General features: G+C 72.0%; 23 protein-coding genes and 1 tRNA gene. 9 read left to right on the top strand and 15 right to left on the bottom strand.

Annotation, left to right across the window (positions count from 1 at the left end; all coding sequences use genetic code 11):
- Positions 1–3: 3 nt before the first annotated feature.
- The 3 genes from selB to BU204_RS12510 form a co-directional block, all read right to left on the bottom strand.
- Complete coding sequence (gene selB / locus BU204_RS12520) at positions 4–1749, bottom strand: selenocysteine-specific translation elongation factor (RefSeq protein ID WP_075125811.1); 1746 nt, start codon at positions 1747–1749, stop codon at positions 4–6.
- A complete protein-coding gene (gene selA / locus BU204_RS12515) occupies positions 1737–3032 on the bottom strand; it encodes an L-seryl-tRNA(Sec) selenium transferase (protein WP_075125810.1) in 1296 nt (431 codons plus the stop codon). Before selA ends, selB begins: the two co-directional genes overlap by 13 nt.
- 22 nt (positions 3033–3054) lie before the next feature.
- Positions 3055–3147, bottom strand: a tRNA-Sec gene (locus BU204_RS12510).
- Between the two features lie 60 nt (positions 3148–3207).
- On the opposite strand from BU204_RS12510, the gene selD reads away from it, so the two are divergent.
- The gene (gene selD / locus BU204_RS12505; RefSeq protein WP_075125809.1) at positions 3208–4203 is read left to right on the top strand and encodes a selenide, water dikinase SelD; all 996 of its coding nucleotides are present in this window, start codon (positions 3208–3210) and stop codon (positions 4201–4203) included.
- A 16-nt stretch (positions 4204–4219) separates the two neighbouring features.
- On the opposite strand, the gene BU204_RS12500 is transcribed toward selD, so the two are convergent.
- From BU204_RS12500 to BU204_RS12470, 7 genes are all read right to left on the bottom strand, one after another.
- Positions 4220–4903, bottom strand: coding sequence for a response regulator (locus BU204_RS12500; RefSeq protein ID WP_075125808.1), 684 nt, complete (start codon positions 4901–4903; stop codon positions 4220–4222).
- Positions 4900–7455 carry a sensor histidine kinase gene (locus tag BU204_RS12495; RefSeq protein WP_075125807.1) on the bottom strand — a complete coding sequence of 852 codons (2556 nt, stop codon included), beginning with the start codon at positions 7453–7455 and terminating at the stop codon, positions 4900–4902. Before BU204_RS12495 ends, BU204_RS12500 begins: the two co-directional genes overlap by 4 nt.
- Before the next feature lie 16 nt (positions 7456–7471).
- A complete protein-coding gene (locus BU204_RS12490) occupies positions 7472–8098 on the bottom strand; it encodes a potassium-transporting ATPase subunit C (RefSeq protein ID WP_075125806.1) in 627 nt (208 codons plus the stop codon).
- Between the two features lie 4 nt (positions 8099–8102).
- Positions 8103–10205 (bottom strand): potassium-transporting ATPase subunit KdpB, encoded by a 2103-nt coding sequence (kdpB, locus tag BU204_RS12485; RefSeq protein WP_083661255.1) that lies wholly within the window; start codon positions 10203–10205, stop codon positions 8103–8105.
- Positions 10202–11863, bottom strand: a complete 1662-nt coding sequence (gene kdpA, locus BU204_RS12480; RefSeq protein ID WP_075125804.1) for a potassium-transporting ATPase subunit KdpA — start codon at positions 11861–11863, stop codon at positions 10202–10204. Before kdpA ends, kdpB begins: the two co-directional genes overlap by 4 nt.
- Entirely contained in the window at positions 11863–11964 is a 102-nt protein-coding gene (kdpF, locus tag BU204_RS12475; RefSeq protein WP_075125803.1) for a K(+)-transporting ATPase subunit F, read from the bottom strand. Before kdpF ends, kdpA begins: the two co-directional genes overlap by 1 nt.
- A 311-nt stretch (positions 11965–12275) precedes the next feature.
- Positions 12276–12701: an NAD(P)-binding protein gene (locus tag BU204_RS12470; RefSeq protein ID WP_083661254.1), complete on the bottom strand. Its 426-nt coding sequence runs from the start codon at positions 12699–12701 to the stop codon at positions 12276–12278.
- A 211-nt stretch (positions 12702–12912) separates the two neighbouring features.
- Here BU204_RS12470 and BU204_RS12465 point away from each other — a divergent pair, with 211 nt between their 5' ends.
- Positions 12913–14895: an APC family permease gene (locus tag BU204_RS12465; RefSeq protein ID WP_075125801.1), complete on the top strand. Its 1983-nt coding sequence runs from the start codon at positions 12913–12915 to the stop codon at positions 14893–14895.
- 187 nt (positions 14896–15082) lie between these two features.
- Here the strand turns inward: BU204_RS12465 and BU204_RS40040 are convergent, their stop codons facing one another.
- Positions 15083–15223 (bottom strand): hypothetical protein, encoded by a 141-nt coding sequence (locus tag BU204_RS40040; RefSeq protein WP_158073453.1) that lies wholly within the window; start codon positions 15221–15223, stop codon positions 15083–15085.
- Positions 15224–15262: 39 nt separating this feature from the next.
- On the opposite strand from BU204_RS40040, the gene BU204_RS12460 reads away from it, so the two are divergent.
- The gene (locus tag BU204_RS12460; RefSeq protein WP_075125800.1) at positions 15263–16324 is read left to right on the top strand and encodes an MFS transporter; all 1062 of its coding nucleotides are present in this window, start codon (positions 15263–15265) and stop codon (positions 16322–16324) included.
- Here BU204_RS12460 and BU204_RS12455 read toward each other — a convergent pair whose 3' ends face one another.
- On the bottom strand, positions 16325–17083 hold the full coding sequence (locus tag BU204_RS12455; protein ID WP_075125799.1) for an alpha/beta fold hydrolase: 759 nt from the start codon (positions 17081–17083) through the stop codon (positions 16325–16327).
- A 128-nt stretch (positions 17084–17211) separates the two neighbouring features.
- Between BU204_RS12455 and BU204_RS12450 the strand changes: the two genes are divergently transcribed.
- The 5 genes from BU204_RS12450 (at position 17212) to BU204_RS12430 (ending at position 20766) form a co-directional block, all read left to right on the top strand.
- Entirely contained in the window at positions 17212–17607 is a 396-nt protein-coding gene (locus BU204_RS12450) for a hypothetical protein (protein WP_075125798.1), read from the top strand.
- 162 nt (positions 17608–17769) lie between these two features.
- Positions 17770–18603 carry an SDR family oxidoreductase gene (locus BU204_RS12445; RefSeq protein ID WP_143229480.1) on the top strand — a complete coding sequence of 278 codons (834 nt, stop codon included), beginning with the start codon at positions 17770–17772 and terminating at the stop codon, positions 18601–18603.
- Between the two features lie 52 nt (positions 18604–18655).
- A complete protein-coding gene (locus tag BU204_RS12440) occupies positions 18656–19216 on the top strand; it encodes a TetR/AcrR family transcriptional regulator (protein ID WP_075125796.1) in 561 nt (186 codons plus the stop codon).
- The gene (locus BU204_RS12435) at positions 19213–19929 is read left to right on the top strand and encodes a GAP family protein (protein WP_075125795.1); all 717 of its coding nucleotides are present in this window, start codon (positions 19213–19215) and stop codon (positions 19927–19929) included. Before BU204_RS12440 ends, BU204_RS12435 begins: the two co-directional genes overlap by 4 nt.
- Positions 19930–20073: 144 nt before the next feature.
- Positions 20074–20766 (top strand): lytic polysaccharide monooxygenase auxiliary activity family 9 protein, encoded by a 693-nt coding sequence (locus tag BU204_RS12430; RefSeq protein ID WP_075125794.1) that lies wholly within the window; start codon positions 20074–20076, stop codon positions 20764–20766.
- Between the two features lie 73 nt (positions 20767–20839).
- Here BU204_RS12430 and BU204_RS12425 read toward each other — a convergent pair whose 3' ends face one another.
- Both BU204_RS12425 and BU204_RS12420 read right to left on the bottom strand, forming a co-directional pair.
- Positions 20840–22111: a glucuronyl esterase domain-containing protein gene (locus BU204_RS12425; protein ID WP_143229475.1), complete on the bottom strand. Its 1272-nt coding sequence runs from the start codon at positions 22109–22111 to the stop codon at positions 20840–20842.
- Between the two features lie 266 nt (positions 22112–22377).
- Positions 22378–23415 (bottom strand): GDP-mannose 4,6-dehydratase, encoded by a 1038-nt coding sequence (locus BU204_RS12420; RefSeq protein WP_075125793.1) that lies wholly within the window; start codon positions 23413–23415, stop codon positions 22378–22380.
- A 71-nt stretch (positions 23416–23486) separates the two neighbouring features.
- Between BU204_RS12420 and BU204_RS40035 the strand changes: the two genes are divergently transcribed.
- Positions 23487–23657: a hypothetical protein gene (locus BU204_RS40035; protein ID WP_158073452.1), complete on the top strand. Its 171-nt coding sequence runs from the start codon at positions 23487–23489 to the stop codon at positions 23655–23657.
- 15 nt (positions 23658–23672) lie between these two features.
- Here BU204_RS40035 and BU204_RS12410 read toward each other — a convergent pair whose 3' ends face one another.
- Complete coding sequence (locus tag BU204_RS12410; protein WP_075125791.1) at positions 23673–24662, bottom strand: GDP-mannose 4,6-dehydratase; 990 nt, start codon at positions 24660–24662, stop codon at positions 23673–23675.
- Positions 24663–24727 lie beyond the last annotated feature (65 nt).

Genomic DNA, 24727 nt, shown 5'->3' with positions numbered 1-24727 from the left:
GCCTCAACCGGGGCGCAACCGCCGGTTTCCGTCAGCGTCGCGCCGGGTGATGCCGTCGGCGTCCAGGCGTTCCAGCAGGGGCACGGCGACCCGGCGCGTGGTGCCGAGCGCGCGCCGCGCCTCGCTCACCGTGAACGGCGGCGGTAACTCCGCCAGGACCCGGGCGGCGCGGGCCGGCGCGTCCGCGGCGAGGACGACGGACTCGGTCAGCCGCACCAGCCGGCCGGCGCGTTCGGCCGCCGCCAGCTCCCGCGCTCCCAGCCCGAGCGCCGCCAGGTCGGCCGCCTCGGGAGCGGCGAACGGCTCGCGGGCGAGCCGGTTCTCGATCTCGCTCACCGCCCGGTCGACCCGGTCCGGCAGGGACCGCGTGGCGCCGGCGGTGCACACCAGCCCGGCGCGCACCGCCAGACCGGACTCGACCAGCGCCGCCGCCAGAACCGGCTCCGGTACGTCGAGCTCCCGCCGCAGCGCCTCCACCGGCATGCCCGCCGCGACCGGATGCGCGGCCGACCAGGCGGCGAACCGCTCGGTGGCCCGGCGCGGCAGCTCCCGGTGCAGCTCGGGGTCGACCAGCCAGTCCGCCACCCGCACGCCGCTGCGCGCCCAGCCGAGCACCCGTGGCTCGTCGGCGGGCACCGCCCCCCGGCGCCGGAGGTGGGCCGCGGCCGCCGCCCCGGTGTCGAGCTCCGCGGCCCTCGCCCGGGCCGCGCCCCGCCTGCGCAGCGACGGCGGTACGGCGTCGAGCACCTCGACGCCGGCGGGGATACGGTGCTCGCCGGGATCGCGCAGCAGCCCGGTGTCGCCGGCCCGCAGCGGCAGGGGAGCGGCCAGCGCGAGCCGCGCCGTGTTCGTCCCCAGTGGACGGACCCGGCAGGGCACGGCGGCCGCGCCGACGTGCAGCACCAGCTCGCGGTGCAGCTCGGCCGCCTCGTCGCCGCGCAACCGCACGTCGATCTCGCTGGTCGTCCGCCACGCGCCGGGGGTCAGCAGCGCGTCGCCGCGCCCCACCCGCTCGCGGTCCACCCCGCGCAGGTTCACCGCCACCCTGGCGACCGGCCGCACCTCCTCACGCGCCCGTTCCAGCGACTGGAGCCCGCGCACGACCACCCGCCGGTCCTCGCCGGCCACCACCAGCTCGTCCCCGACCCGCAGCGTGCCCCCGCCGAGGGTCCCGGTGACCACGGTTCCCGCGCCGCGGATGGTGAACGCCCGGTCCACCCACAGCCGCACGTCGGCGCCGGAATCCGGTCGCGGCAGCCGCGCCACGAGCGCCAGCAGCTCGCGGCGCAGCGCCGGCAGGCCATCGCCGGTCCGCGCGCTGACCGCGACGGCCCGGACCTCGCCGAGGCCGGTGGCCGCGAGACGCTCGCGTGCAAGCGCCAGCGCGGGGCTCGGGTCGGCGCGGTCGGACTTGGTCACGACGAGCAGCCCGTGCCGCACGCCGAACGCGTCGAGGGCGGCGAGGTGCTCGGTGGACTGGGCCTGCCAGCCCTCGTCGGCGGCCACGACGAACAGCGCCGCCGGCACCGGCCCCGTTCCCGCCAGCATCGTCGGCACGAACCGCTCGTGACCGGGTACGTCGACGAAGGCCAGCACCTCGCCGTCCAGCTCGGTCCAGGTGAAGCCGAGGTCGATGGTCAGCCCGCGCCGCCGCTCCTCGGCCAGCCGGTCGGGCTCCATCGCGGTCAGCGCCCGCACCAGCGTCGACTTGCCGTGGTCGACGTGCCCCGCGGTCGCTAGGACGTGCACCGCAGTACCGCGTCGAGCAGGCGCTGGTCGGCGTCGGCCGGCACCGTGCGCAGGTCCAGCAGGCACCGGCCCCGCTCGACGCGGCCGACGACCGGGGGCTCGCCGGCCCGCAGGCGCTCGGCCAGCTCGGCGGGCAGGCTCAACGCGGCGCTCGGCAGCTCGACCCCGGGGGCGCCGCCGCCACCGACCACGGCCACCGAGTCGACCACGGCCACCTCGACGCCGCGCCCGGCGAGGTCGGCGGCGAGCCGGGTGGCCCGCTCGCGCAACGCCGCCGGGTCGGCGTCGAGGGCGAGCCGCACCGGCGGTGCCGGTCCGCGCAGCGTCGCCTCGAGCGCGGCGAGCGTCAGCTTGTCCACCCGCAGTGCGCGGGCGGCGGGGTGCCGGCGCAGGCGCTGGACGAGGTTGGCCCGGCCGAGCAGCAGACCGGCCTGGGGGCCGCCGAGCAGCTTGTCCCCGCTCGCCGTGACCAACGCGGCGCCCTCGCGCAGGGCGGTCGTCGCGTCCGGCTCGTCGGGCAGCGCGGGGTCCGGCCGCAGCAGGCCGGAGCCGACGTCGACGACGACCGGCACGTCCAGCGCCGCCAGCTCCTCCACCCGCGCCTGGGCGGTGAAGCCGGTGACCCGGAAGTTCGACGGGTGGACCTTCAGCACGAACCCGGTCGCCGGACCGATCGCGGCGGCGTAGTCGTCGACCGTGGTGCGGTTGGTCGTACCGACCTCCCGGATCCGCGCGCCGGTGGACTCCAGCAGCTCCGGGATGCGGAACCCGTCGCCGATCTCGACCAGCTCGCCCCGGCTGAGCACGATCTCCCCGCCCGCGGGGGCCAGCGCGAGCGCGCAGAGCAGCAGCGCGGCGGCGTTGTTGTTGACCACGTGCACGCCCTCGGCCGCCGGCACCGCCTCGGCGAGCGCCGCGAGCGCCCCGCGGCCACGCCGCGCACGCTGCCCGCTCGCCAGGTCGAACTCCACGTCGGTGCTGCCGCCGGCCGCGCGCACCGCGTCGAGCGCGGCGGCGGAGAGCGGGGCGCGCCCCAGGTTCGTGTGTACGACGACGCCGGTGGCGTTGAGCACGGGGCGCAGCGTGGACGCCACGACCGGCAGCGCGGCGACGGCGTGCTCGACGATCCCGTCGACGTCGATCTCGCCGGCCCGGGCGCGGTTCTGCGCGTCGACGACGGTCGCCTTGACCAGTGCCGGGCCGAGGTCGTGGGCCGCCTTGGCCAGCCGCGGGTCGGCCAGCAGGAGATCGGTACGCGGGATGCGCCGGCGGGGGTCACCCATGCCGGCGCGTCCCGGCGCGCACGCGGAGGCGAACGGGAATCGAACCCGCCAGCGGCAGAGCCTGCCGTTCAACGGTTTTGAAGACCGCGCCGGTCACCAGGCCGGAAGCGCCTCCCTGGATCATGCCGCTCATCCTCGCAGGGCGTGGCGGGCGACGCACCGTGAGAATCGAGCCATGACCTACCGCCTGACCCAGTTCGCCCACGGCGGCGGATGTGCCTGCAAGATCCCGCCGGGTGAGCTGGAGGACGTGGTGCGCGGGCTCACCGGCACCGCACCCGCCGGCACGGCCCACGAGCTGCTCGTCGGTCTGGACGACGGGGACGACGCCGCGGTGGTGCGCCTCGACGGCGACCGCGCGCTGATCGCCACGACCGACTTCTTCACCCCGGTCGTCGACGACGCCTACGACTGGGGCCGGATCGCCGCCGCCAACGCCCTGTCCGACGTCTATGCCATGGGTGGGCGGCCGGTCGTCGCGCTGAACCTGCTGGCCTGGCCCCGGGAGACCCTGCCCTTCGAGCTGGCCGCCGAGACGCTGCGGGGCGGGTTGGAGGTGTGCGCCAAGGCGGGTTGCCACCTGGCCGGCGGCCACAGCGTGGACGACCCGGAACCCAAGTACGGCCTGGCGGTCACCGGCCTCGCCCACCCCGGCCGGTTGCTGCGCAACGACTCCGGCCGGGCGGGCATGCCGCTGTCGCTGACCAAGCCGCTCGGTCTCGGGGTGCTCAACGCGCGCCACAAGGCCACCGGCGAACGCTTCGAGCAGGCGGTCGAGGTGATGACGACGCTCAACGAGGCGGCTGCCGAGGCGGCGCTGGCGGCCGGCATCACCTGCGCCACCGACGTGACCGGTTTCGGCCTGCTCGGCCACCTGCACAAGCTGGCCAGGGCGAGCGGGGTGACCGCCGTCCTCGACTCGGACGCCGTCCCGTTCGTCGACGGCGCCAGGGAAGCCTTCCGCGACGGCTTCGTCCCCGGCGGCAGCCGCCGCAACCTCGACTGGGTGCGCCCGCATGCCGACCTGTCCGCGGTGGGGGAGGAGACGGCCCTGCTGCTGGCCGACGCCCAGACCTCCGGCGGCCTCCTGCTGGCCGGCGAGATCCCGGGCGCCCCGGTCATCGGCGAGCTCGTCCCCCGCCGCGACGACCGGACGATCGTGGTCCGCTGAGCGAGGGGCGGCTGGCTCACGTCTCGAAGCGGTAGCCGAGTCCTGCCTCGGTGACGAGGTGGCGGGGTTGGGAGGGTCTCGGCTCGAGCTTGCGGCGGAGCTGGGCGAGGTACACCCGGAGGTAGTGCGTCTCCTTCTCGTACTCCGGTCCCCACACGTCGCGCAGCAGCTGCTTCTGGCTGACGAGCTTGCCCCTGTTGCGGGTGAGAACCTCCAGTACTCCCCACTCGGTGGGGGTGAGATGCACCTCGGTGCCGTTGCGGTGCACCTTCTTGGCGGCGAGGTCGACGGTGAACGCCTCGGTCTCGATGACGGCGTCCTCGTCGGCGAGAGCGGGGACGGTGGATCGGCGCACGGCCGCCCGGAGCCGGGCGAGCAGCTCGTCGATGCCGAAGGGCTTGGTGACGTAGTCGTCGGCCCCGGCGTCGAGCGCCGACACCTTGTCCTCGGAGTCGCTGCGCGCGGAGAGCACGATGATCGGAACGCTGGTCCAGCGCCGGAGTCGTTCGATCACCGTCGTGCCGTGGAGGTCGGGAAGGCCGAGGTCGAGCACGACGACGTCGGGTTTCCGCTCGCTGGCCGCGCGCAGGGCGGCGGCGCCACCGGACGCGGTGACCACGTCGTAACCACGTGCGGTGAGGCTGATCCGGAGCGTGCGGACGATCTGGGGCTCGTCGTCGACGACGAGGACGGTGGTCATGGCGTGGCGCCCACCGCGGTGCGGCTGTCGGCCGGCAGGGAGATCACCATGGTGAGTCCGCCGCCCGGGGTGTCCTCGGCCCGGATGGTGCCGTCCATCGCGTCGACGAAGCCTCTCGCGACGGACAGGCCGAGACCGAGGCCGTTGGTGGAGGCCCGGTCGCCGAGGCGCTGGAACGGAGCGAAGATGGAGTCGCTGGTGCCCTTGGGCAGCCCCTTGCCGTGATCGACGATCCTGAGCTCGACGCGGTCGGCGTGGCTGCTGGCCCGGACGGTGACCGCCGGTGTGTCCACGCCCCCGTGCCGCAGCGCGTTGTCGACGACGTTGGCCACCACGCGCTCGAGCAGACCCACGTCGGCGATGACCGCGGGGAGGTGTTCGGACACCTCGACGGTGACCGCCTCCCGACGGTCGATCCCGGTGAGCGCCCTGGCCACGACCTCGTCGTAGCCGACCGGCCGGAGTTGTGGGCGTACCGCGCCGGTGGCGAGGCGGGAGGAGTCGAGCAGGTTGTCCACCAGGCCGGTGAGCCGGTCGGCGGACTCCTCGACGGTGGCGAGCAATTCGTCCTCGTCCTCCTGGGACAGCGTGAGGTCGGGTGCGCGCAGGCTGCCGACGGCGGCCTTGATCGACGTCAGCGGGGTGCGCAGGTCGTGTCCTACCGCGGAGAGCAGCGCGGTGCGCAGCTGGACGGCCTCGGCCTGTCTGGTCGCGGCGGCGGTCTGCGCCGCCATCCGGCGCTGTCGCAGGGCCAACACGGCCTGCCCGGCCGCGGTCTCCAGGACCCGTCGGTCGGCGGCGGGCAACGCCCTGCCCCGCACCGCGAGGTGGACGTCGGGGGTGACCGGGACGTCCGCGTCGGCTTCGTCAGGTTCGGTGCAACCCGGCGCACCCGCGCAGGCGACCTGGCGCCAGCCGGCCGCCTGCCTCTCCAGCAGGGCGACCGAGGCGAGACCGAAGTTCTCCCTGACCTTCTCGAGCAGCCGGTCCAGCGGGTCGGGATGGGTGAGCACGGTACGGGCGTAGGAGGCGAGCAGAGCTGCCTCCGTGCTGGCCTGCGCGGCCTGGACGGCACGTCGTGCACTGCGGTCTACCACCACGGCCACGATCACCGCGACGATCACCATCGCCGCCAGAGTGATCATGTCCTCGGCATCGGCGACGAGAAACGTGTTGTAGGGCGGGGTGAAGAAGTAGTTGAGCAGGCCGGCGCCCAGGGCCGCGGCGAGCAGCGCCGGGCCGAGGCCGAACAGCCCGACGACCACGGTGACGAGGAAGAAGCCGACCACGTCCGTGGAGACGCTGAGGTGGCCACGCAGGGCTACCCCGCCCGCCGTCATCAGTGTCGGCAGCAGGACGGCGAGGGCCCAGCCGACCAGCCGGCGCGACGGGGTGAGCGGGCTGCGGTCCAGGCGAAGCCGCCAGCCGCGGTTGGCCTCGTCATGGGTGACCATGTGCACGTCGATCGGGCCGGACCGCTGTACCACGGCGGCACCGATGCCCTCGTCGAACAGCCGGGCCAGCCGAGACCGGCGGGAGGTGCCGAGTACGAGCTGGGTGGCGTTGACGCCGCGGGCGAAGTCGAGCAGCGCGCCGGGCACGTCGTCGCCGACCACCGTGTGGAAGGTCGCACCCAGGTCCTCGGCGAGCTTGCGGAACCGAACGACGGCGTGGGCCGGCATTCCGGCCAGGCCGTCGCCGCGCAGCACCGCGAGCACGAGCAGTTCGGCGCCGGCCCGGACCGCGATCCGGGTGGCCCGCCGGATCAGCGTCTCGCTCTCCTGGCCACCGGTGATCGCCACGACCACCCGCTCGCGGGCTTCCCAGGTGTCGGTGATGTTCTGCTCGGACCGATAACGGCGCAGCGCGACGTCGACCTGGTCGGCGACCCACAGCAGCGCGAGCTCGCGCAGGGCGGTGAGGTTGCCCGGCCGGAAGTAGTTCGCGAGCGCGGCGTCGACCCGGTGCGCCGCGTAGACGTTGCCGTGGGCGAGGCGTCGCCGCAGCGCCTCGGGCGTGATGTCGACCAGCTCGAGCTGCTCGGCCCGGCGGACGACATGGTCGGGCACGGTCTCGTGCTGCTGGACGCCGGTGATGCGTTCGACGACGTCGTTGAGGCTTTCCAGGTGCTGGACGTTGACCGTGGACAGGACGTCGATACCGGCGGCGAGGAGCTCCTCGACGTCCTGCCACCGTTTCGGGTTGGGCGAGCCGGGCACGTTGCTGTGCGCGAGCTCGTCGACCACCGCGACCTCGGGCCGACGGGCGAGGACGGCGCCCAGGTCCATCTCGGTGAACTCGTGGCCACGGTGGACCACGTGTCTGCGCGGCACGACCTCCAGACCCTCGAGCAGGTGCGCCGTCTTCACCCTGCCGTGCGTCTCGACCAGGCCGACCACGACGTCCGTGCCCCGTTCGAGCCTGCGGTGCGCCTCGCCGAGCATGGCGTAGGTCTTGCCGACGCCGGGCGCGGCGCCGAGGTAGATGCGTAGCTCTCCTCGTTTGGCCGCGTCCGGCGCCGGTTCGCTCTCGGGTGCGTTGTCGCTGCTCACGGGGACAGTGTGCTCCTCATCGCCGCTCGGCCCGCACCGCGAGGTTGAGCGTGAGCACGCGCACGCCCGGGTCGCCGAGCACGCCGAGGCCGCGACCGGTCGTGTTGTCGGCGATCAGCTGGTGGACCCGGTCCTCGGTCAGCCCGTTCTCCCTGGCCACCCGCGGCGCCTGCAGCTCGGCGTAGGCCACGCTGACGTGTGGGTCCAGCCCGGACGCCGACGCGGTCACCGCGTCGGCCGGGACCCGCGACGGGTCCACCCCTTCCCGCCGCGCGACCCGGTCCCTGCGCTCCCGGACCACGGCGAGGAGGTCGGCGTCGAACGCGCCCTTGTTCGAGCCGCCGGAGACCGACGGGTCGGCCGGGTCGGGCGCGCCGTCGCCGTCGAGGTCCTGGGCGGTCGCGGAGGGCCGGGTGTGGAACCACGGGTCGTGGTCGGCGTCGGCCGCGACGGGATCGATGCCGACAAGGTCCGAGCCGACCGCCCGGCCGTCGACCGTGACGACCGAGCCCTCGGCGTTGGCCTGGAGACCGGGCAGGCGGCTGAGGGCCCAGACCCCGAGCGGGTAGAGGACGCCGGTCAGCACGGTCAGCACGAGCAGCAGACGCAGGCCGGCGAGCGACTGGGTGACGAAGGTGCGCACGTGATCATCCGATTCCGGGGACGAGGCGGACGACGAGGTCGACCAGCCAGATGCCGACGAACGGCGTGACGATCCCGCCGACGCCGTAGACGAACAGGTTGCGCCGCAGCAGCGCCGACGCCGTCGACGGCCGGTAGCGCACGCCGCGTAGCGCGAGCGGGATGAGCGCGACGATGACCAGCGCGTTGAAGATCACCGCGGACACGATGGCCGACTGCGGGGTGGCCAGGCGCATGATGTTCAGCCTGTCCAGCTGCGGGAAGATGCCCGCGAACATGGCCGGCAGGATCGCGAAGTACTTCGCGAGGTCGTTGGCGACGCTGAACGTGGTGAGGGCACCACGGGTGATCAACAGCTGCTTGCCGATCGCCACGATCTCGATCAGCTTGGTCGGGTCGGAGTCCAGGTCGACCATGTTGCCGGCCTCCTTGGCCGCCATGGTCCCGGAGTTCATCGCGACACCCACGTCGGACTGGGCGAGCGCCGGAGCGTCGTTGGTGCCGTCGCCGGTCATCGCGACCAGCCGACCCCCCTCCTGCTCCCGGCGGATCAACGCCATCTTCTCCTCGGGCCTGGCCTCCGCGAGGTAGTCGTCCACCCCGGACTCCTCGGCGACCGCCCTGGCCGTCAACGGGTTGTCACCCGTGATCATGACCGTGCGGATGCCCATGGCGCGCAGCTCGGCGAACCGCGCCTTCATCGCGGGCTTCACCACGTCGGAGAGCCGGACGACGCCGCGCACGGCGACCGTTCCGCCCGCCTGTTCCGCGACCACCAGCGGAGTGCCGCCGTCGGCGCTGATCCGGCTCACCACCGCGTCGACCTCGTCCGGCACCCTGCCACCACGTTCGCTCACCCAGGCCCGGACCGCGCTCGCGGCGCCCTTGCGCACCGCCCGGCCGGCCAGGTCGACGCCCGACATGCGGGTCTGCGCCGTGAACGGCACGAACTCCCCGGCCTGTTCCTCCGCCGTCGCCGTGGTGGGTAGACCGTGGCGGTCGGCGCACAACTCGACGATGCTGCGGCCTTCCGGGGTCTCGTCGGCCAGGCTGGACAGCCGTGCCACCGCCGCCAGGTCGTCTACTGCGGACCCGCCGACCGCGACCAGCTCGGTGGCGCGCCGGTTGCCGAACGTGATCGTGCCCGTCTTGTCGAGCAGCAACGTGGACACGTCGCCGGCCGCCTCGACCGCGCGGCCCGACGTGGCCAGGACGTTGCGTTGGACCAGCCGGTCCATGCCGGCGATCCCGATGGCGGACAGGAGGGCCCCGATGGTGGTGGGGATCAGGCAGACCAACAGCGCGGTCAGCACGACCACGGACTGGGGGGAGCCGGCGTAGCGGGCGACCGGCTGCAGCGACACGACGGCGAGCAGGAAGATGATCGTCAGTGTGGACAGCAGGATCGTCAGCGCGATCTCGTTGGGGGTCTTCTGCCGCGAGGCGCCCTCCACCAACGCGATCATTCGGTCCACGAAGGACTCGCCGGGTTTGGTCGAGATCCGCACCACGAGCCGGTCGGACAGCACCGTCGTGCCTCCGGTGACCGAGGAGAAGTCCCCACCCGACTCGCGGATCACCGGTGCCGACTCGCCCGTGATGGCAGACTCGTCGACACTGGCTATGCCCTCCACCACCACCCCGTCGCCGGGGATGACCTCTCCGGCCTCGACCACGACGAGATCGTCGACCCGCAGCTCCACGCCCGGAACGCGCTCCTCGTCGCCGTCCTCGGTGAGCCGCCGGGCGATGATCTCCTTCCTGGCGCGGCGCAGCGTCTCCGCCTGTGCCTTGCCGCGCCCCTCGGCCACGGCTTCGGCGAGGTTGGCGAACAGGACGGTGAACCACAGCCACAACGCGACGCTGACCGTGAACACGCTGGGGTCGCCGATCGCGAACACCGTGGTGAGCACCGAGCCCACCCAGACGACGAACATGACCGGGTTGCGGAGCTGGTGGCGCGGGTGGAGCTTGCGCACCGCGTCCGGGAACGACGTGACCAGCTGGCGCGGGTTGAACAGCCCCGCGCCGATCCGGCCGGTCCTCACGGCGTGGTGGTGTGGCCCAGCCGAGGGATCGCGCCGGGGTCTGTCGGTTGTCGTGGTCACGCGAGTGCCTCCGCGATGGGACCGAGTGCGAGAGCGGGGATGAAGGTGAGTGCCGCGACGAGCACGACGGTGCCGGCGAGCAGCGCGGCGAACAGCGGACCGGTGGTCGGCAGTGTGCCAGCGGTGGCCGGTACCTTCCGCTGCGCGGCCAGGGACCCGGCCAGGCACAGCACGGCCAGGATCGGGAGCAGGCGGCCGAGCAGCATGCACAGCCCCAGGGTCGACTGGAACCAGCCGTTGGTCACCGTGATGCCGGCGAAGGCACTGCCGTTGTTGTTCGACGCCGAGGTGTAGGCGTAGAGCACCTCCGACCAGCCGTGCGCGCCCGAGTTGGCCATCGCGGCGGACGTGCCGGGCAGCATGATCGCGATGCCGGCGCCGACCAGCAGGACGGTCGGCATGGCCAGGATCGCGATCGCGGACGCCGTCACCTCGCGCCGGCCCAGCTTCTTGCCCAGGTACTCCGGGGTGCGGCCGACCATCAGTCCGGCGAGGAACACCGCGATGATGGCCATCACCAGGATGCTGTACAGGCCGGTGCCGACCCCACCCGGTGTCATCTCGCCGAACAGCATGTTCAGGATCGTCCCGCCGCCGCCGAGACCGGAGAAACTGTCGTGCATCGAGTTCACCGCCCCGGTGGAGGTTCCGGTGGTGCTGTTGGCGAACAGTGCCGAACCGGGGATGCCGAACCGGACCTCCTTGCCCTCGGTCCCGGAGCCGGCGAGAAGCGCGGCGGGGCCGTTGGGGTGCGCCTCCGCCCACCAGATCACGGTGAGCATCGCCGCCCACAGCAAGGCCATCACCGACAGCAGCGCGTGCCCCTGCCCGCGGTTGCCGACGAGCGTGCCGAACGTCCGGGTGAGACAGACCGGAACCACCAGCATCAGGAAGATCTCGATCAGGTTCGTCCAGGAGTTGGGGTTCTCGAACGGGTGAGCGGAGTTGGCGTTGAAGATGCCGCCGCCGTTGGTACCCAGTTCCTTGATCGCCTCCTGTGACGCGGCAGGCGCGAGCGCGATGGTGCCGGACGAGCCGTCAGGGTTGGTCACCGCGACGCCGGAGGACAGGCTCTGCACCACGCCGAGCGCGACCAACACGATCGCGAACACGAACGCCATCGGCAGCAGGATCCGCACCACCGCGCGGGTCAGGTCGACCCAGAAGTTGCCAAGCCGGTCGCTTCCGGAGCGGACGAACCCGCGGACCAGAGCGATCGCCACCGCCAGCCCGACACCCGCGGACAGGAAGTTCTGCACCGTCAGGCCGAACATCTGCACGCTGTGTCCCATGACCGCTTCCGGCACGTAGGACTGCCAGTTCGTGTTCGTCACGAAACTCACCGACGTGTTGAACGCGATGCCCGGTTCGACCGCACCGCGACCGAAGTCCCACGGCAGCGACGGCTGCAGCCGCTGCAGGAGGTACAGCAGCACGATCGAGACGAACGAGAAGCCGAGCACGCCGGCCGCATAGGTCGGCCACCGCTGTTCGGCGTCCGGGTTCACCCGCACCGTCCGGTAGATCGCGCGCTCCACGGCGAGATGTCTGGTGCTGGTGAACACCCGCGCCATGTAGTCACCCAGCGGCACGTACACGGCCGCCAGCGCGAGGACAAGGAGACCGACCTGCACCAGACCGGCCACTGTGGACGACATCAGAACTTCTCCGGCCGGATCAGCGCCACGAACAGGTAGCCGATCAGCAACAGTGCGAGCACACCAGCGACGACGTTTGCCAGCACACCGCCCCCGCTCACAGCTTCACCAGTCCACGCAACGCCAACGCGAGAACCACGAAGCCGGCGATCAGCAGCACGGCGAAGGCCAGATCGGCCATCCGCGCACGCTCCCTCCATCAGGGCCACCCCAGCTGGTGGCCGACCGCCACAGTGCTCCCTGAAACCGGGTCCCGGTAGTAACCCTGACGATCCCTTAACGCGGCTGCGCCAACACTTACGCCATCCTGACGGGACGAAGACGCCGGATGCGCGCCGCCAACCGCGAAGCTCAGCGCGTCTGCTGTGGACAGCTAGGTGGGTGCGACACACGGTCGCGGACCCGTCCTGACTCAGGTTCGCCCCTGGCCGTCGAGCATGAGGGCGAGGGCACGCCCGGCCCAGTCGGAGGTCGCGAGGACGTGGTCGGCGCCCGCGCGTCGGGCGAACGGGACGAGGTCGACGTCCCGCACGGCCGTCACCACCGTGGCCGTCGGGCTCATCGCCCGGGCCAGCATCGTGATCATCACCGCGGTCTCGTCCGGACCGGCGGTCACGATCACCCGCCGGGTGTGGGGTGTCACTACCCTGCCCAGGGTCGCGTGCTGGGTCCCGTCCCCACAGATCACCCGCAGCTCCAGGTGAGCAGCCTCGGCCACGACGTCCGGTCGTACCTCCACCGTCACCAGGTCGCTGGTGGACAGTCCGCACCGCAGCAGCTGGCGTGCGGCGCTGAGGCCGGTCACGCCGCACCCCACCACGACTGTCCGCGGCCGCATTCTCCCCGCTTTCCTTGTCCTGGACCGTGAACAGTAGGGCAGCCGCACCACGCCGACCGGTCTATTGACGAAATATTGATATCCCCTGCTCACGCCTCGACCAGGGGGGCGAAACCGGTCTGTTCCGGACAGTTCGGGCACGCGTGTCCGTGCATGCCCGGCTTTGCTTGCGTCATCCTGTGCGCGATCAGTGCGTCAGGGGAGGAACCGCATGGACGTGGCATCCCGGCTTGCTCTGCCGGCGAGCGTGGACAGCCCGGCGAAGCCCGCCGCGCCGAAACACGCTCTCAGCCGGTGGTTGCTGCGTCACCAGGCGGCGCCGCCCGGACGCGCGGCGCAGGAGGGGCACGGCACGCCGCAGCCGTGGTGGAAGGTGATGTGCCTCACCGGCGTCGACTACTTCTCCACCCTGTCCTACCTGCCCGCCATCGCGGCGCTGGCGGCCGGCGCGCTCTCGCCGCTGGCGACGTTGCTGATCGTCGCGCTCACCCTGCTCGGGATGCTGCCCATGTACCGGCGGGTGGCCCGCGAGTCACCGCACGGGCAGGGCTCGGTGGCGATGCTGGAGAAGCTGCTTCCCTTCTGGCGCGGGAAACTCTTCGTCCTGGTACTGCTCGGATTCGTCGCCACCTCGTGGATCATCACGATCACCCTGTCGGCGGCCGACGCCTCGGTGCACATGGTCGAGAACCCCACCTTCCCGGGCTTCCTGCACGGCCAGGAGGTGCTGATCACCGTCGCGCTGCTGCTGATCCTGGGCGGGGTGTTCCTGCTCGGCTTCTCCGAGGCGATCGGCGTCGCGATCCCCCTGGTCGCGGTGTTCCTCGCGCTCAACGCGGCGATCGTGGTCGTCGGCGCCGTCGACCTGGTCGGCGAGCCGGACGCCGTCTCCCGCTGGGTCGAACGGCTCACCGAGAACGGCGGCGGCTTCCTCGACGTCGTGGGACCGGCCGTGATCGCGTTCCCGCTGCTGGTGCTGGGCCTGTCCGGGTTCGAGACCGGCGTGTCGATGATGCCGCTGATCAAGGGGGACGGCGAGACAGCAGCGGTGCGGATGCGGGCGAAGGTGCTCAACACCGGCAAGCTGCTCACCACCGCCGCGCTGATCATGTCGGTCTACCTGATCGCGACGAGCTTCATCACGACGGTGCTCATCCCGGCCGAGGAGTTCGAGCCGGGCGGCGAGGCCAACGGCCGGGCGCTGGCCTATCTGGCTCACGAACACCTCGGGCAGGTGTTCGGCACCGTCTACGACATCTCCAGCATTCTCATCCTGTGGTTCGCTGGGGCGTCCGCCATGGCCGGGCTGATCAACATCGTGCCCCGCTACCTGCCCGCCTACGGCATGGCGCCGGAGTGGGGCCGCGCGGTCCGGCCGGTGGTGCTGGTCTACACGGCGATCAGCATCGGTATCACCATCGCCTTCGGCGCGGACGTGAACGCCCAGGCGGGCGCGTACGCCACCGGCATCCTCGCGATGATGGTCTCCGGCGCGACGGCGGTGACGATCTCGGCGTTCCGCAAACGTCAGAAGCGCGTCGGCGCCGGGTTCACAGTGCTCACGCTGATCCTGCTGTACGCGCTCGGCGCCAACGTGGTCGAGAAGCCGGACGGCATCGCCATCTCGGCGGCGTTCATCGGCGGCATCGTCCTCGTGTCGCTGGTTTCCCGGGTCACCCGCACCACCGAGCTGCGGGTGGAGCGCCTCGAGTTCGACGAGACCGCCCGGCGGTTCGTCACCGACAGCATCGACCACGACGGCAGGATCGACCTCCTCGCCAACAAACGCCAGTCCGGCGACGACGACGAGTACCGCGCCAAGGAACTTGAACAGCGGGGCCTCAACCCGCTACCCGGCGCCGCCGACGTGCTGTTCCTCGAGATCGACGTGATCGACCCGTCCGAGTTCAGCGACGTGCTCCGCGTCCGCGGCCTCGAGATCGACGGGCACCGCATCCTGCGCGCCGAGGCACCGGCGGCGCCCAACGCCATCGCGGCCATCCTCCTCGCCCTCCGCGACGCCACCGGCATCCGACCCCGCTGCCACTTCGAGTGGTCCGAAGGCAACCCGCTCGGTCACCTGTTCCGCTACCTGATCCTCGGCCAGGGCGACACCCCGCCGGTCGTCCGCGAGATCATCCGCCAACACGAGCCCGACCCCACCAAGCGCCCCCGGGTCCACGTCGGAAACTAGGGCACGTCCCCGCGTCCGCTGGTCACACGGGATGAGTAGCGTGCTGCCGATGATCTCTCCCGCGGCCACCGAGCGAACGCGCCTGCCCCGCGCCTACCTCGTGTGGCTCGGCGGTGCCCTGACCTCCCAACTGGGCGACGCGGTGCTCTACTTCGCGCTCGGCTGGGCGGCCTCGGCGCACGGCGGCCTAGGGCACGTCCGCACAGCCCTCGATCGCGGTCTTCGCGCCCAGCCCGCCGCTGGCCGCGTTGTCGGGACAGGCCAAGTACGACCCGGTACGAGGCCTGCCCTCCGCCTTGCCAGCGACGACCTGGATCACGAAGCCCATCGACCGGGACTTTGAGGACGCGCCCTAGCCGCGGGGCTCGTGCTCTCCGCGGTCGCGCTGCCCCGCACCCTCCTGCTGTTGCTCGGCGGCGCGGTGGGGGACCGTGTCGGCCCGCGCCGCGTGATGATCATCGGTGACGCGGTGATGATCGGCGTCGCGTTGGTGCTCGCCGTGACGACGACGTGGGTCGGGGCCCCGGTGCCCCTGCTGGTGGTCGCCGCGCTGGTCGTGGGCACCAACGACGCGTTCTACCTACCGTCCTCGGGGTCGATGCCCCGGCAGCTCGTCGAGGACGACGCGGTGGCGCGGGCGGTGGCCCTGCGGCACAGCGGCAGCCAGCTCGTCGGCGTGGTCGGTGCGCCCCTCGGCGGTGTGCTCGTCGCGTTCGCGGGGGTGCCGGCCGCGGCGTGGCTGGACGCGGTGACGTTCGCGATCGTCCTGGTGGTGCTGCTGCGGGTGCGCCCGCGTTTCGCCCCGCCGCCGCCCGCGCGGCGCAAGAACCTCCTGCGGGAGGCGGGCGACGGCATTCGCGTCGCCTTCACCACCGAAGGGCTGGGCCCCGCGCTGCTGCTCGTCGCCGGCGCGGCCGGGGCCATCCTGCCGTTCAGCTCGATCCTGATCCCGCTCATGGCCCAGGAGCACGGGTGGGGCGCGTCCGGCGCCGGCCTGCTCGTGGGTGTGCAGGCCGCCGGCACCGTCGCCACGACGCTCGTGGTCAGCCGCCGCGGCGCCGGCTCGCGGGCGGGCGTGATCGCGGTCGGCGGTCTCGCCGCGGTCGGCGTCGGGCAGATGGTCGTCGGCCTCGCCGGCGCGCTGCCCGTCGCGGTCGGCGGCGCGCTGCTGACGGGGCTGGCCGGGGGACTGTTCGTCACGCACCTCACCCCGGTGCTGCTCAAGGCGGCGCCGCCGGAGTACCTGGCTCGGGTGCAGGCGCTGCTGGCACTGGTGCAGAGCGTGACGCTGCTGGTCACCAACAACGTCATCGGCTCGGTCGCCCAGGCCTTCCGGCCCGAGGTCGCGGTGTACGGCTGCGCGGCCGTGCTGCTGGCCTGCGCGGCCGCCGGGCTGTCCAGCGGGGCCGTCCGGCGGATCACCCGCTGATCACCACGAGCGGTCGGGGTGGACGGTCAGGCCCGCCCGGTGGGCGGCGCGGGCGATGAGCTCGCCGGTCAACTCTCCGCGGCGGAACGGGAAGGTGTGCGCGCCCGGTGCGGTGACCGACCAGCCGTCCCGTGCGGCGGCGGTGAGCCGGTCGAGCCATTCCTGGTGGGCGAACGTGTCGTGCACGCCGCGCACGAGCAGCGTCGGGCAGCGCACCGCGGGGATCACGTCCTCGGGGCGGTCTCGCTGGGCCGAGCGCACCATCCGCGCCAGGTCGACGCCGCCGCGCAGGTAGTACGGCAGGACCGCCGGCACCAGGCCGATGTTCTCCCGAGGCAGGTCCCGCAGGCAGGCGCGGGCCAGCGGAGGGAACCGCCGCTGTTCGGGTGGGAAGGTCGGGCCCATCAACACCAGTGCCCGCACCCGCCCGGGCCGGTCGACGGCGACGTGCAGCGCGGCCTGGGCCGCCGTGGAGTGCCCGACCAGCACGACGGGACGGTCGCCGGCGACGAGGTCGAGCCAGCCCGCCACGGTGGCGGCGATGGCGGGGACCTCCGGCGGGCAGGGCCGCGGCGGCCGGCGCCCGAAGCCGGGCACGTCGAGCAGGAACGAGGACGTCCACCGCCCGCAGGCGGCGAGCGTGTCCACGAGGTAGCCCATCGCGCCGAGGCCGGGCAGCAGCACGACGAGCGGACAGGTCTCCCGCTCCTGTCCAGCCGTCAGGCTGCGCACCCCACCGTCCCACCGCACCTCGGTCACCGAGGCTCCTTCCGCTCGAGGCCGGTGTCCCGGATACCCCGCCGCGGCCGGACCACTCCGCCGGCCCGGGCGGCGGGTTCCCCACCGGGCGGGTGGTTCACCGCCGCGTCCGGGGGGTACACGCGGGGATGTCCACAGATGATTTCCAGTCGTACGCGGCGCCGCAGGACACCGGTACGCCCGACGCCGTCGAGAGCGATCCGGCGGCGCTGAACAGCGCGGAGGACCTGGACGAGGACCGCCTCCGGGTCGACCCGCTGGAGGCCGGGATGGACCCGCCCGAGCGGTGGAGCGGGGCGGACAAGTACGGGATGACGCCCTACGAGCAGGCCCACGCCAGGCCGCTGGAGGACCGGCTCGCCGAGGAGGAGCCGGACGTGACCGAGGGCAACGCCCCCGGCGGCAGCGGAGGCAACCCCACCGACGCCGAGGTCCTCACCGAGGCCGAGGGCCGGGGCCAGGCCTCGGACGAGGCCGGCGGCTCGATGGCCGCCACCCAGCGAACCCCCGGCGTCGCCGGCTGACCGCAGCGCGCGGCCTCCGGGTGGCCCACCGCCGCCCGGAGGCCGCCGCGCCCGCACGCGGGGCAGGGCGACCACGACCACCAGTGGCCGAGGCGCGCAGCCGATCGTGAGCGGGCCGTGGCGCACAGGTGTAACCGGGCCGGGGGCGGGTACCGCCGGATGATGTCGACCTCGCACCTGCCCGCGCCCCTCTCGGAGGACGCCCGGCGCCCCCGCCACGCTGTCGTCACCGGCTCCGACTCCGGGATCGGGAGAGCGATCGCCGTCGCCCTGGCCGGCGATGGGCTCGATGTCGGCGTCACCTACCACGCCGACGAGCAGGGTGCCCGGGACACCGCCGCCGAGGCCGCCGACCTGGGCGTGCGTACCGCTGTCCGCCACCTCGACCTCGGCGACCTGCCCACCTCGGTCGACGCGGTGGACGAGCTCGCCGACGAGTTGGGCGGCCTGGACGTGCTGGTGAACTGCGCCGGCACCGGCACCGCCGAACCCGCACTCGAGATGGACTTCGACCGCTGGCGCCACGTGCTCTCGGTCGACCTCGACGGGGTGTTCCTGTGCAGCCAGCGCGCGGCTCGCCGCATGATCGAGGCCGGGACCGGCGGCCGCATCATCACGATCACGAGCGTGCACGAACACGCCCCGCGGGTGGGTGCCGCGCCGTACTGCGCGGCCAAGGCGGGGGCGGGCATGCTGACCAAGGTGCTGGCCATGGAGCTGGCCGAGCACGGCATCACCGTCAACTCGGTGGCGCCGGGCGAGATCTCCACCCCGATGACCGGCCAGGAGGACGCCGACCCACGCGAGCAGCAGCGGCCCGGCCTGCCGCTGGGCCGGACCGGCCACGCCGCCGAGGTCGCCGCCGTCGTGGCCTTCCTCGCCACCCCCGCCGCCGCCTACGTCACGGGCGCGTCCTACGTCGTGGACGGCGGGATGCTGCTGATGGGTCCCCAGGCGGGCTCGCTGCTCTCCGACCACGGTTGGCGCACCCCGTAGCTGCCCTCGGGCGAACCTTGACGGGTAGGAAATACGAGCATACTTTTATTGGGTGCCGCGCACCGCCGACCATGACGCACGGCGCCGACAGGTGGCGGACGCCCTGCTACGCGTGATCGTGCGCGGCGGTCTGGCGGAGGCGAGCCTCTCGGCCGTCGCCGAGGAGGCGGGCGTCTCCGTCGGGCTGATCCAGCGGTACTTCACGACGAAGGCGGAGTTGCTCAATTTCGCCTTCAACCACCTGCTCGACCGCACCTACGAGCGCCTGCTGGCGGTCCGACCGGTCGACGACACGACCGAGACCACCTATCTGATGCTCGAGGCGCTGCTTCCGCTGGACGAGGAGCGGTTCACGGAGGCGGTGGTATGGGTCGCGTTCCTCGCCGACACCCTGCCCAGCCCGACGGCGCGGAAACCGCACGTCTCGGCCATGCTCCGGATGCATCGGGCGCTCGTCTCGGCCGGGATGTCCACTGTGGAAGCCGTGATGCTGACCTCCGTCCTGGACGGGCTGATTCTCGACATGGTGGCGAGTCCCGAGCTGGTCACCCCGGAACTCGCCAGGGCGTGCCTGCGGCGTGCGGTGGACCAGGCATTCGGGGGGCAGACATGAGTGCCGTGCTCGCCGGATCGTTGGTCGGGTTGGCGCTGCTGGACAGCACCAGCATCGGCACGCTGTTCGTGCCGATCGTGCTGATGCTGGTTCCCGGCCGGCCACGGGCCTGGCGGATCCTCAGCTACCTGGCCACGATCGCGGTCTTCTACCTGGCGATCGGCGTGCTCCTCATGCTCGGCGCCGGGGCGCTGTTCGAGCGGTTCGGGGAGGCGCTGGACAGTCGACCCGCGTACTGGGTACAACTGGCCCTCGGCGTCGGCGTGTTCCTGGTGAGCTTCCGTTTCGCCCCGAAACGCCGTGCCGCCGCGGGGAAGCCACCGACGAGCAACTGGGCCGTGAGAGCGCGGCGATCGACGGAGTCACCCGGCGCCCTCATCGCTCTCGCGCTCACCGCGGGCCTGCTCGAGGTGGCGACGATGTTTCCGTACCTGGGTGCCATCGCGCTCATCGCCGGCTCCGGGTTCGACACGGCGGCCACCGTGGCGGTGCTCGCCGCCTACTGCGCGGTGATGATCCTCCCCGCGACGCTGTTGCTGGCGGCGCGGGTCGCGCTGTCCGAACGAGTGACGCGGACGTTCACCAAGCTCGTCAACTGGTTCGAGAAACACGCCAGCGGCGCGACGGGCTGGATCCTCGCGATCGTCGGCTTCCTGGTGGCCGGAGATGCGGCCCTCCGGCTCGGTCTCTTCGACGGGTGGCTGAACGGCTAGCTCTGCCGCGGAGGGCCTCCGTGCGGATCATTTACCCATAATTCGAAGCGCTTCGACGATCATCGCTCAAACCATTGCATGCAGTATGATATTAGACTATCACTGTACGTGGGTGCGGTTTCCACAGAGACGTGGAGGCATTAGATGAAATCCCTGCGTACAGTTATTCGAGTATGCCTTGTCGCGGCCGCGACAGTGCTCATCCTTCCGTTGCTGCCGGCCGGTGTCGCGGTCGGGCACGGGTCGGCGATCGGCCCGGCGTCCCGGCACTACGGCTGCTGGCAGCGGTGGGGCAACGACTTCCAGAACCCGAACATGGCCACTCAGGACCCGATGTGCTGGCAGGCCTGGCAGGCCGACACCACCGCGATGTGGAACTGGAACGGCCTGTACCGCGAGGGTGTCGCCGGCAACCACCAGGGCGTCATCCCGGACGGGCAGCTCTGCAGCGGCGGGCGAACCGGTGGCAACCGCTACGCGGCGCTGGACAACCCCGGGGCGTGGACCGCCCAGCAGGTGAGCAACCGCTTCACCTTCCGCACCCACGACCAGGCGCGGCACGGGGCCGACTACTACCGGATCTACGTCACCCGCCAGGGGTTCAACCCGCTGACCCAACGGCTCGGCTGGGGCAACCTCGAGCTCGTCGCCGACACCGGACGGATCGCGCCGGGGGCGGGAACACCGGAGAGCAGCCCCTCACTGAACGGTGTCACGGTCTCGATCGACGTCAATGCTCCCGGTCGCACCGGTCGCCACGTCGTCTTCATGATCTGGCAGGCCAGCCATCTCGACCAGTCCTTCTACTCCTGTAGCGACGTCATCTTCCCCGGCTGATCCCTCCTCGCTCCGACCCCAGCGGGCCCGGCACGCGGACCTCCTTCCGTGTGCCGGGCCCGTGGCACCCCTGTCAGGAGAGCGTGGGGGTCTGCCAGTCGCGCCACTCGGACAGGTTCCCGGGCTTCCTGCCCGAGATCCGGAACACGCCGGTGGCGTTGCCGTTCCTGAGCAGGAACTCCTGGATGTTCTGCTGCAACGGGGTCCGCCACTCAGACCTGCTCGCGCAGTGGTTGCCGTCCTGGACGTCGGACCAGTAGGTGATGTTGTCTCCGGCGCCTAGTGCCTTGTAGACCTCCGCGCCGCCCAGCGCCGACACGGCTCCCGACCGGGCACCGAGCCAGTCGACGTGCGGGTTGTCCATGATGAACAGCCCGCGCGGCGCGATCATCGCGACCGTCTCGTGCTGGTCGACCGGCAGCGTGTTGGGACTGCCGGTGAACGCGCTGAACGCGTCACCCAGCCACGGCTGCTCGCCGTAGGCGCTGCTCGGGGGCTGCGCGCCGGACTCGCTCGCGAGCCCACGGAAGATCGGGACACCGCCCGCGCCGGACTCGATCGGCATGGTCAGCGCGATCCGCTGGTCGAACGCCCCGGCCGCGAACGCGCCCTTGCCGTACCGGGAGCAGCCCGTCACGCCCACGGCGTCCGCCTTGAGGACCGTGCCGCCGGACTGCTCGATCACGTCGATGATCCGGCTCGCGCCCCAGGCCCACGCCGCCAGCAGGCCAGTGCTGCTGGTGGACCCGTAGATGGTGTAGAAGGCGCCCTGCTTGTTGTTCCTCGGCGTTCCCTCCCGCCCGACGGCCAACGGGTCGTAGTTGATGACCGCGGCGCCGGTGGCCCTGATCGTCGCCGTGTCCGCGCCGAACCCGCCCAGGACGATGACAGCCGGGAAGGGGCCGGAGCCGTTGGGCAGCTGCACGCTCGCGGAGAAGCTCGAGCTCCTGCCGTTGTGCGACACGTTCACGGTGATGTTGCTGCTCGAGACGGATCCGGTGACGCTGCTGGGCTTTGCCGGCTTCTCGCCGTAGACGTACCTCTCCGAGAGCTTCTTGATCTCCGCGCGTCGGCAGCGCCACTCCGACCTGGCGGAGATCCGGGAGCCGTCGATCTTGCGGAACGGGTCGGGAAGCCGGGAGTTGGCGGTCAGGGAACCGGGCAGGGTCACCGGGCAGTCGGCGCCTTCGTCCTCCACCGGGGAGGCCGCCGCGGCACCGCCCGGGAACGCCTGCGCTGACGCGGTTCTCGGCACCGCCGTCACCGTCGAGAGGAGTGCGAGCGCCGCCACCGCCAGCATGACGACCGCCGAACGGAGCCGAGGACCGCTCGAGCTGAGGACCATCGGGCTCTCCTTCCGGGTAGGGGAGGACATCGTCGTCCACCGGGGAGAAACGGCAGGAATACCGAAAATTTCGGAAAACTGCCGGAAATATTCTAAGCAGAGAACGCGAACGGGGTCAACACGCAGCGTTAGTTCTGATCACTCAGCGGGCTGTGCTGAGCGGATGGAGATCGACTTTCGAAATACCTACCGAAATGATTTCGGAAATGGAACGGCGAGGGCGGCCCGCGATGTCGCGGGCCGCCCTCGCCGGGCTGGGGGAGGTCCTACCAGGAGGTGGCGAGTGCCAGGTCCAGGTGGTCGTACTCCTGCTCGCGGGTCGCCTGTCGCAGGTCGGCCTCGACCATCATCCTGATCAGCTCCACGAAGTCGACCGACGGCCGCCAGCCCAGCTCCGCGTGCGCCCGGGCCGGGTTCGCGCACAGGGTCTCCACCTCGGCCGGCCGGACCAGCTCGGGGTCGACGACCACGTGCTCGCGCCAGTCCAGGTCGACCGCCTCGAAGGCGATACGGACGGCGTCACGCACCGAGTGCATGTGTCCGGTGCCGACGACGTAGTCGGTCGGTTCGTCCTGCTGGAGCATCAGGTGCATGGCCTTGACGTAGTCCCCGGCGTAGCCCCAGTCCCGCTGGGCGTCGAGGTTGCCCAGGTGCAGCTTGTCCTGGCGGCCGAGCTTGATGTTCGCGGCGGCGAGGGTGATCTTGCGGGTGACGAACTCGGTGCCGCGCCGGGGCGACTCGTGGTTGAACAGGATGCCGGAGACGCCGTACATGCCGAACGACTCGCGGTAGTTGCGCGTGATGAAGTGGCCGTAGACCTTCGCGACACCGTAGGGGCTGCGCGGGTGGAACAGCGTCGTCTCGTGCTGCGGGGTCTCCTCGACCGCCCCGAACATCTCCGAGGAGGACGCCTGGTAGAAGCGGATCTGACCGGTGGTGGCGGTACGCGACTTGTCCAGTCCGCTGACGATCCGGATCGCCTCGAGCATGCGCAGCACGCCCATCCCGTTGATCTCGGTCACCAACTCGGCCTGGCTCCACGACAACGGCACGAACGAGATCGCGGCCAGGTTGTAGACCTCGTCCGGCTGCACCTTGTCCACAGCGGACACCAGGCTGCCCTCGTCCATCATGTCGCCGTCCACGAAGGACAGGTCGGCGCACATGCGGCTGATCCGGGACTTGCGCGGGTTCGCCTGGCCGCGGATCAGCCCCCATACCTGGTAGCCGAGCCCGAGCAGGTGCTCGGCGAGGTAGGAGCCGTCCTGGCCGGTGATGCCAGTGATCAACGCACGCTTGGGCATGGTCGCATTCAACGTGATGAAGACTAGGGAATCCTCCAGGGCGCCCGGGTCATCCTGGCCGGGTGGTCGCGATGGTGGGACGCGTGTACGTGCGGGTGCGGTCGGCCCTGTCGTCCTGGCCGGGTCACCACGCCCCGCTGGTACTGCTGGGCTGGGCGCTCGGCGCGGCCGGTCACGACGTGCGGGCGCTGTGCGACCCGCGGCCGTCCGGCGCCGCCGAGCCGGGCCGCGTCCCGACCTGACGGTCCCACGGGCGCTCAGCGAAGACGGCGCAGGTCTGCCTCGACCATCATCCGGATCAGGTCGGCGAACTCCACCGACGGTCGCCAGCCCAGCTCGGTCCTGGCCCGGGTCGGGTCCGCGCACAGCGGCAGGGTCTCGGTCGGACGGACCAGGCCGGGGTCGACGGCGACGTGGTCGTGCCAGTGCAGCCCCACGGTCTCGAACGCGATCCGCACCACGTCCTCGACGGTGTGCGTCCGACCGGTCCCGACGACGTAGTCGTCCGGGCGGTCCTGCTGGAGCATGAGGTGCATCGCCCGAACGTAGTCGCCGGCGAAGCCCCAGTCCCGGCGGGCGTCCAGGCTGCCAAGGCGCAGCCTGTCCCGGCGGCCGAGCTTGATCTCGGCGGCCGCGAGGGTGATCTTGCGGGTGACGAACTCGGTGCCCCGGCGGGGCGACTCGTGGTTGAACAGGATGCCGGAGACCCCGTACAGGCCGAGGGACTCGCGGTAGTTGCGGGTCAGCAGGTGCCCGTAAACCTTGGTCACGCCGTAGGGGCTGCGCGGATGGAACGGCGTCGCCTCGTGCTGTGGGGTCTGCGTCGCCGCGCCGAACATCTCCGAGGACGACGCCTGGTAGAACCGGATTCCCCCGGGAGCCGGGGCGGTGCCGGGCTCGAGACCACAGACGACCCGCACGGCCTCGAGCAGCCGGAGCACCCCCGCGCCGTTGACGTCGTTCATCAGCTCGACGTCGCGCCACGGCGTCGGCACGAAGGAGATCGCGGCCAGGTTGTAGAGCTCGTCCGGGCGCACCCGCTCCACGGCGGCGACCAGGCTCTCCCCGTCGAGCAGATCGCCGCGCACCAACGGGATCTCGTCGGCGAGGTGTGCGATGCGCGCCCCGACCGGCCGGTCCGGGTCGCGGACCAGTCCCCATACCTCGTAGCCGAGCCCGAGCAGGTGCTCGGCGAGGTAGGAGCCGTCCTGGCCGGAGATGCCGGTGATCATCGCGCGCTTGGCCACGTCGCCCCTTCCGGCGTGCCACGGTGCACGGTCGGTCCGGGTGGCACGTCGTGCCAAGCATAGGG

It is taken from the genome of Actinophytocola xanthii (genome assembly GCF_001921205.1).
In the GTDB taxonomy this organism is placed as follows: domain Bacteria; phylum Actinomycetota; class Actinomycetes; order Mycobacteriales; family Pseudonocardiaceae; genus Actinophytocola; species Actinophytocola xanthii.
Note: the sequence above shows the minus strand (reverse complement) of the source record. Positions and strands in the feature narration are given on the sequence as shown.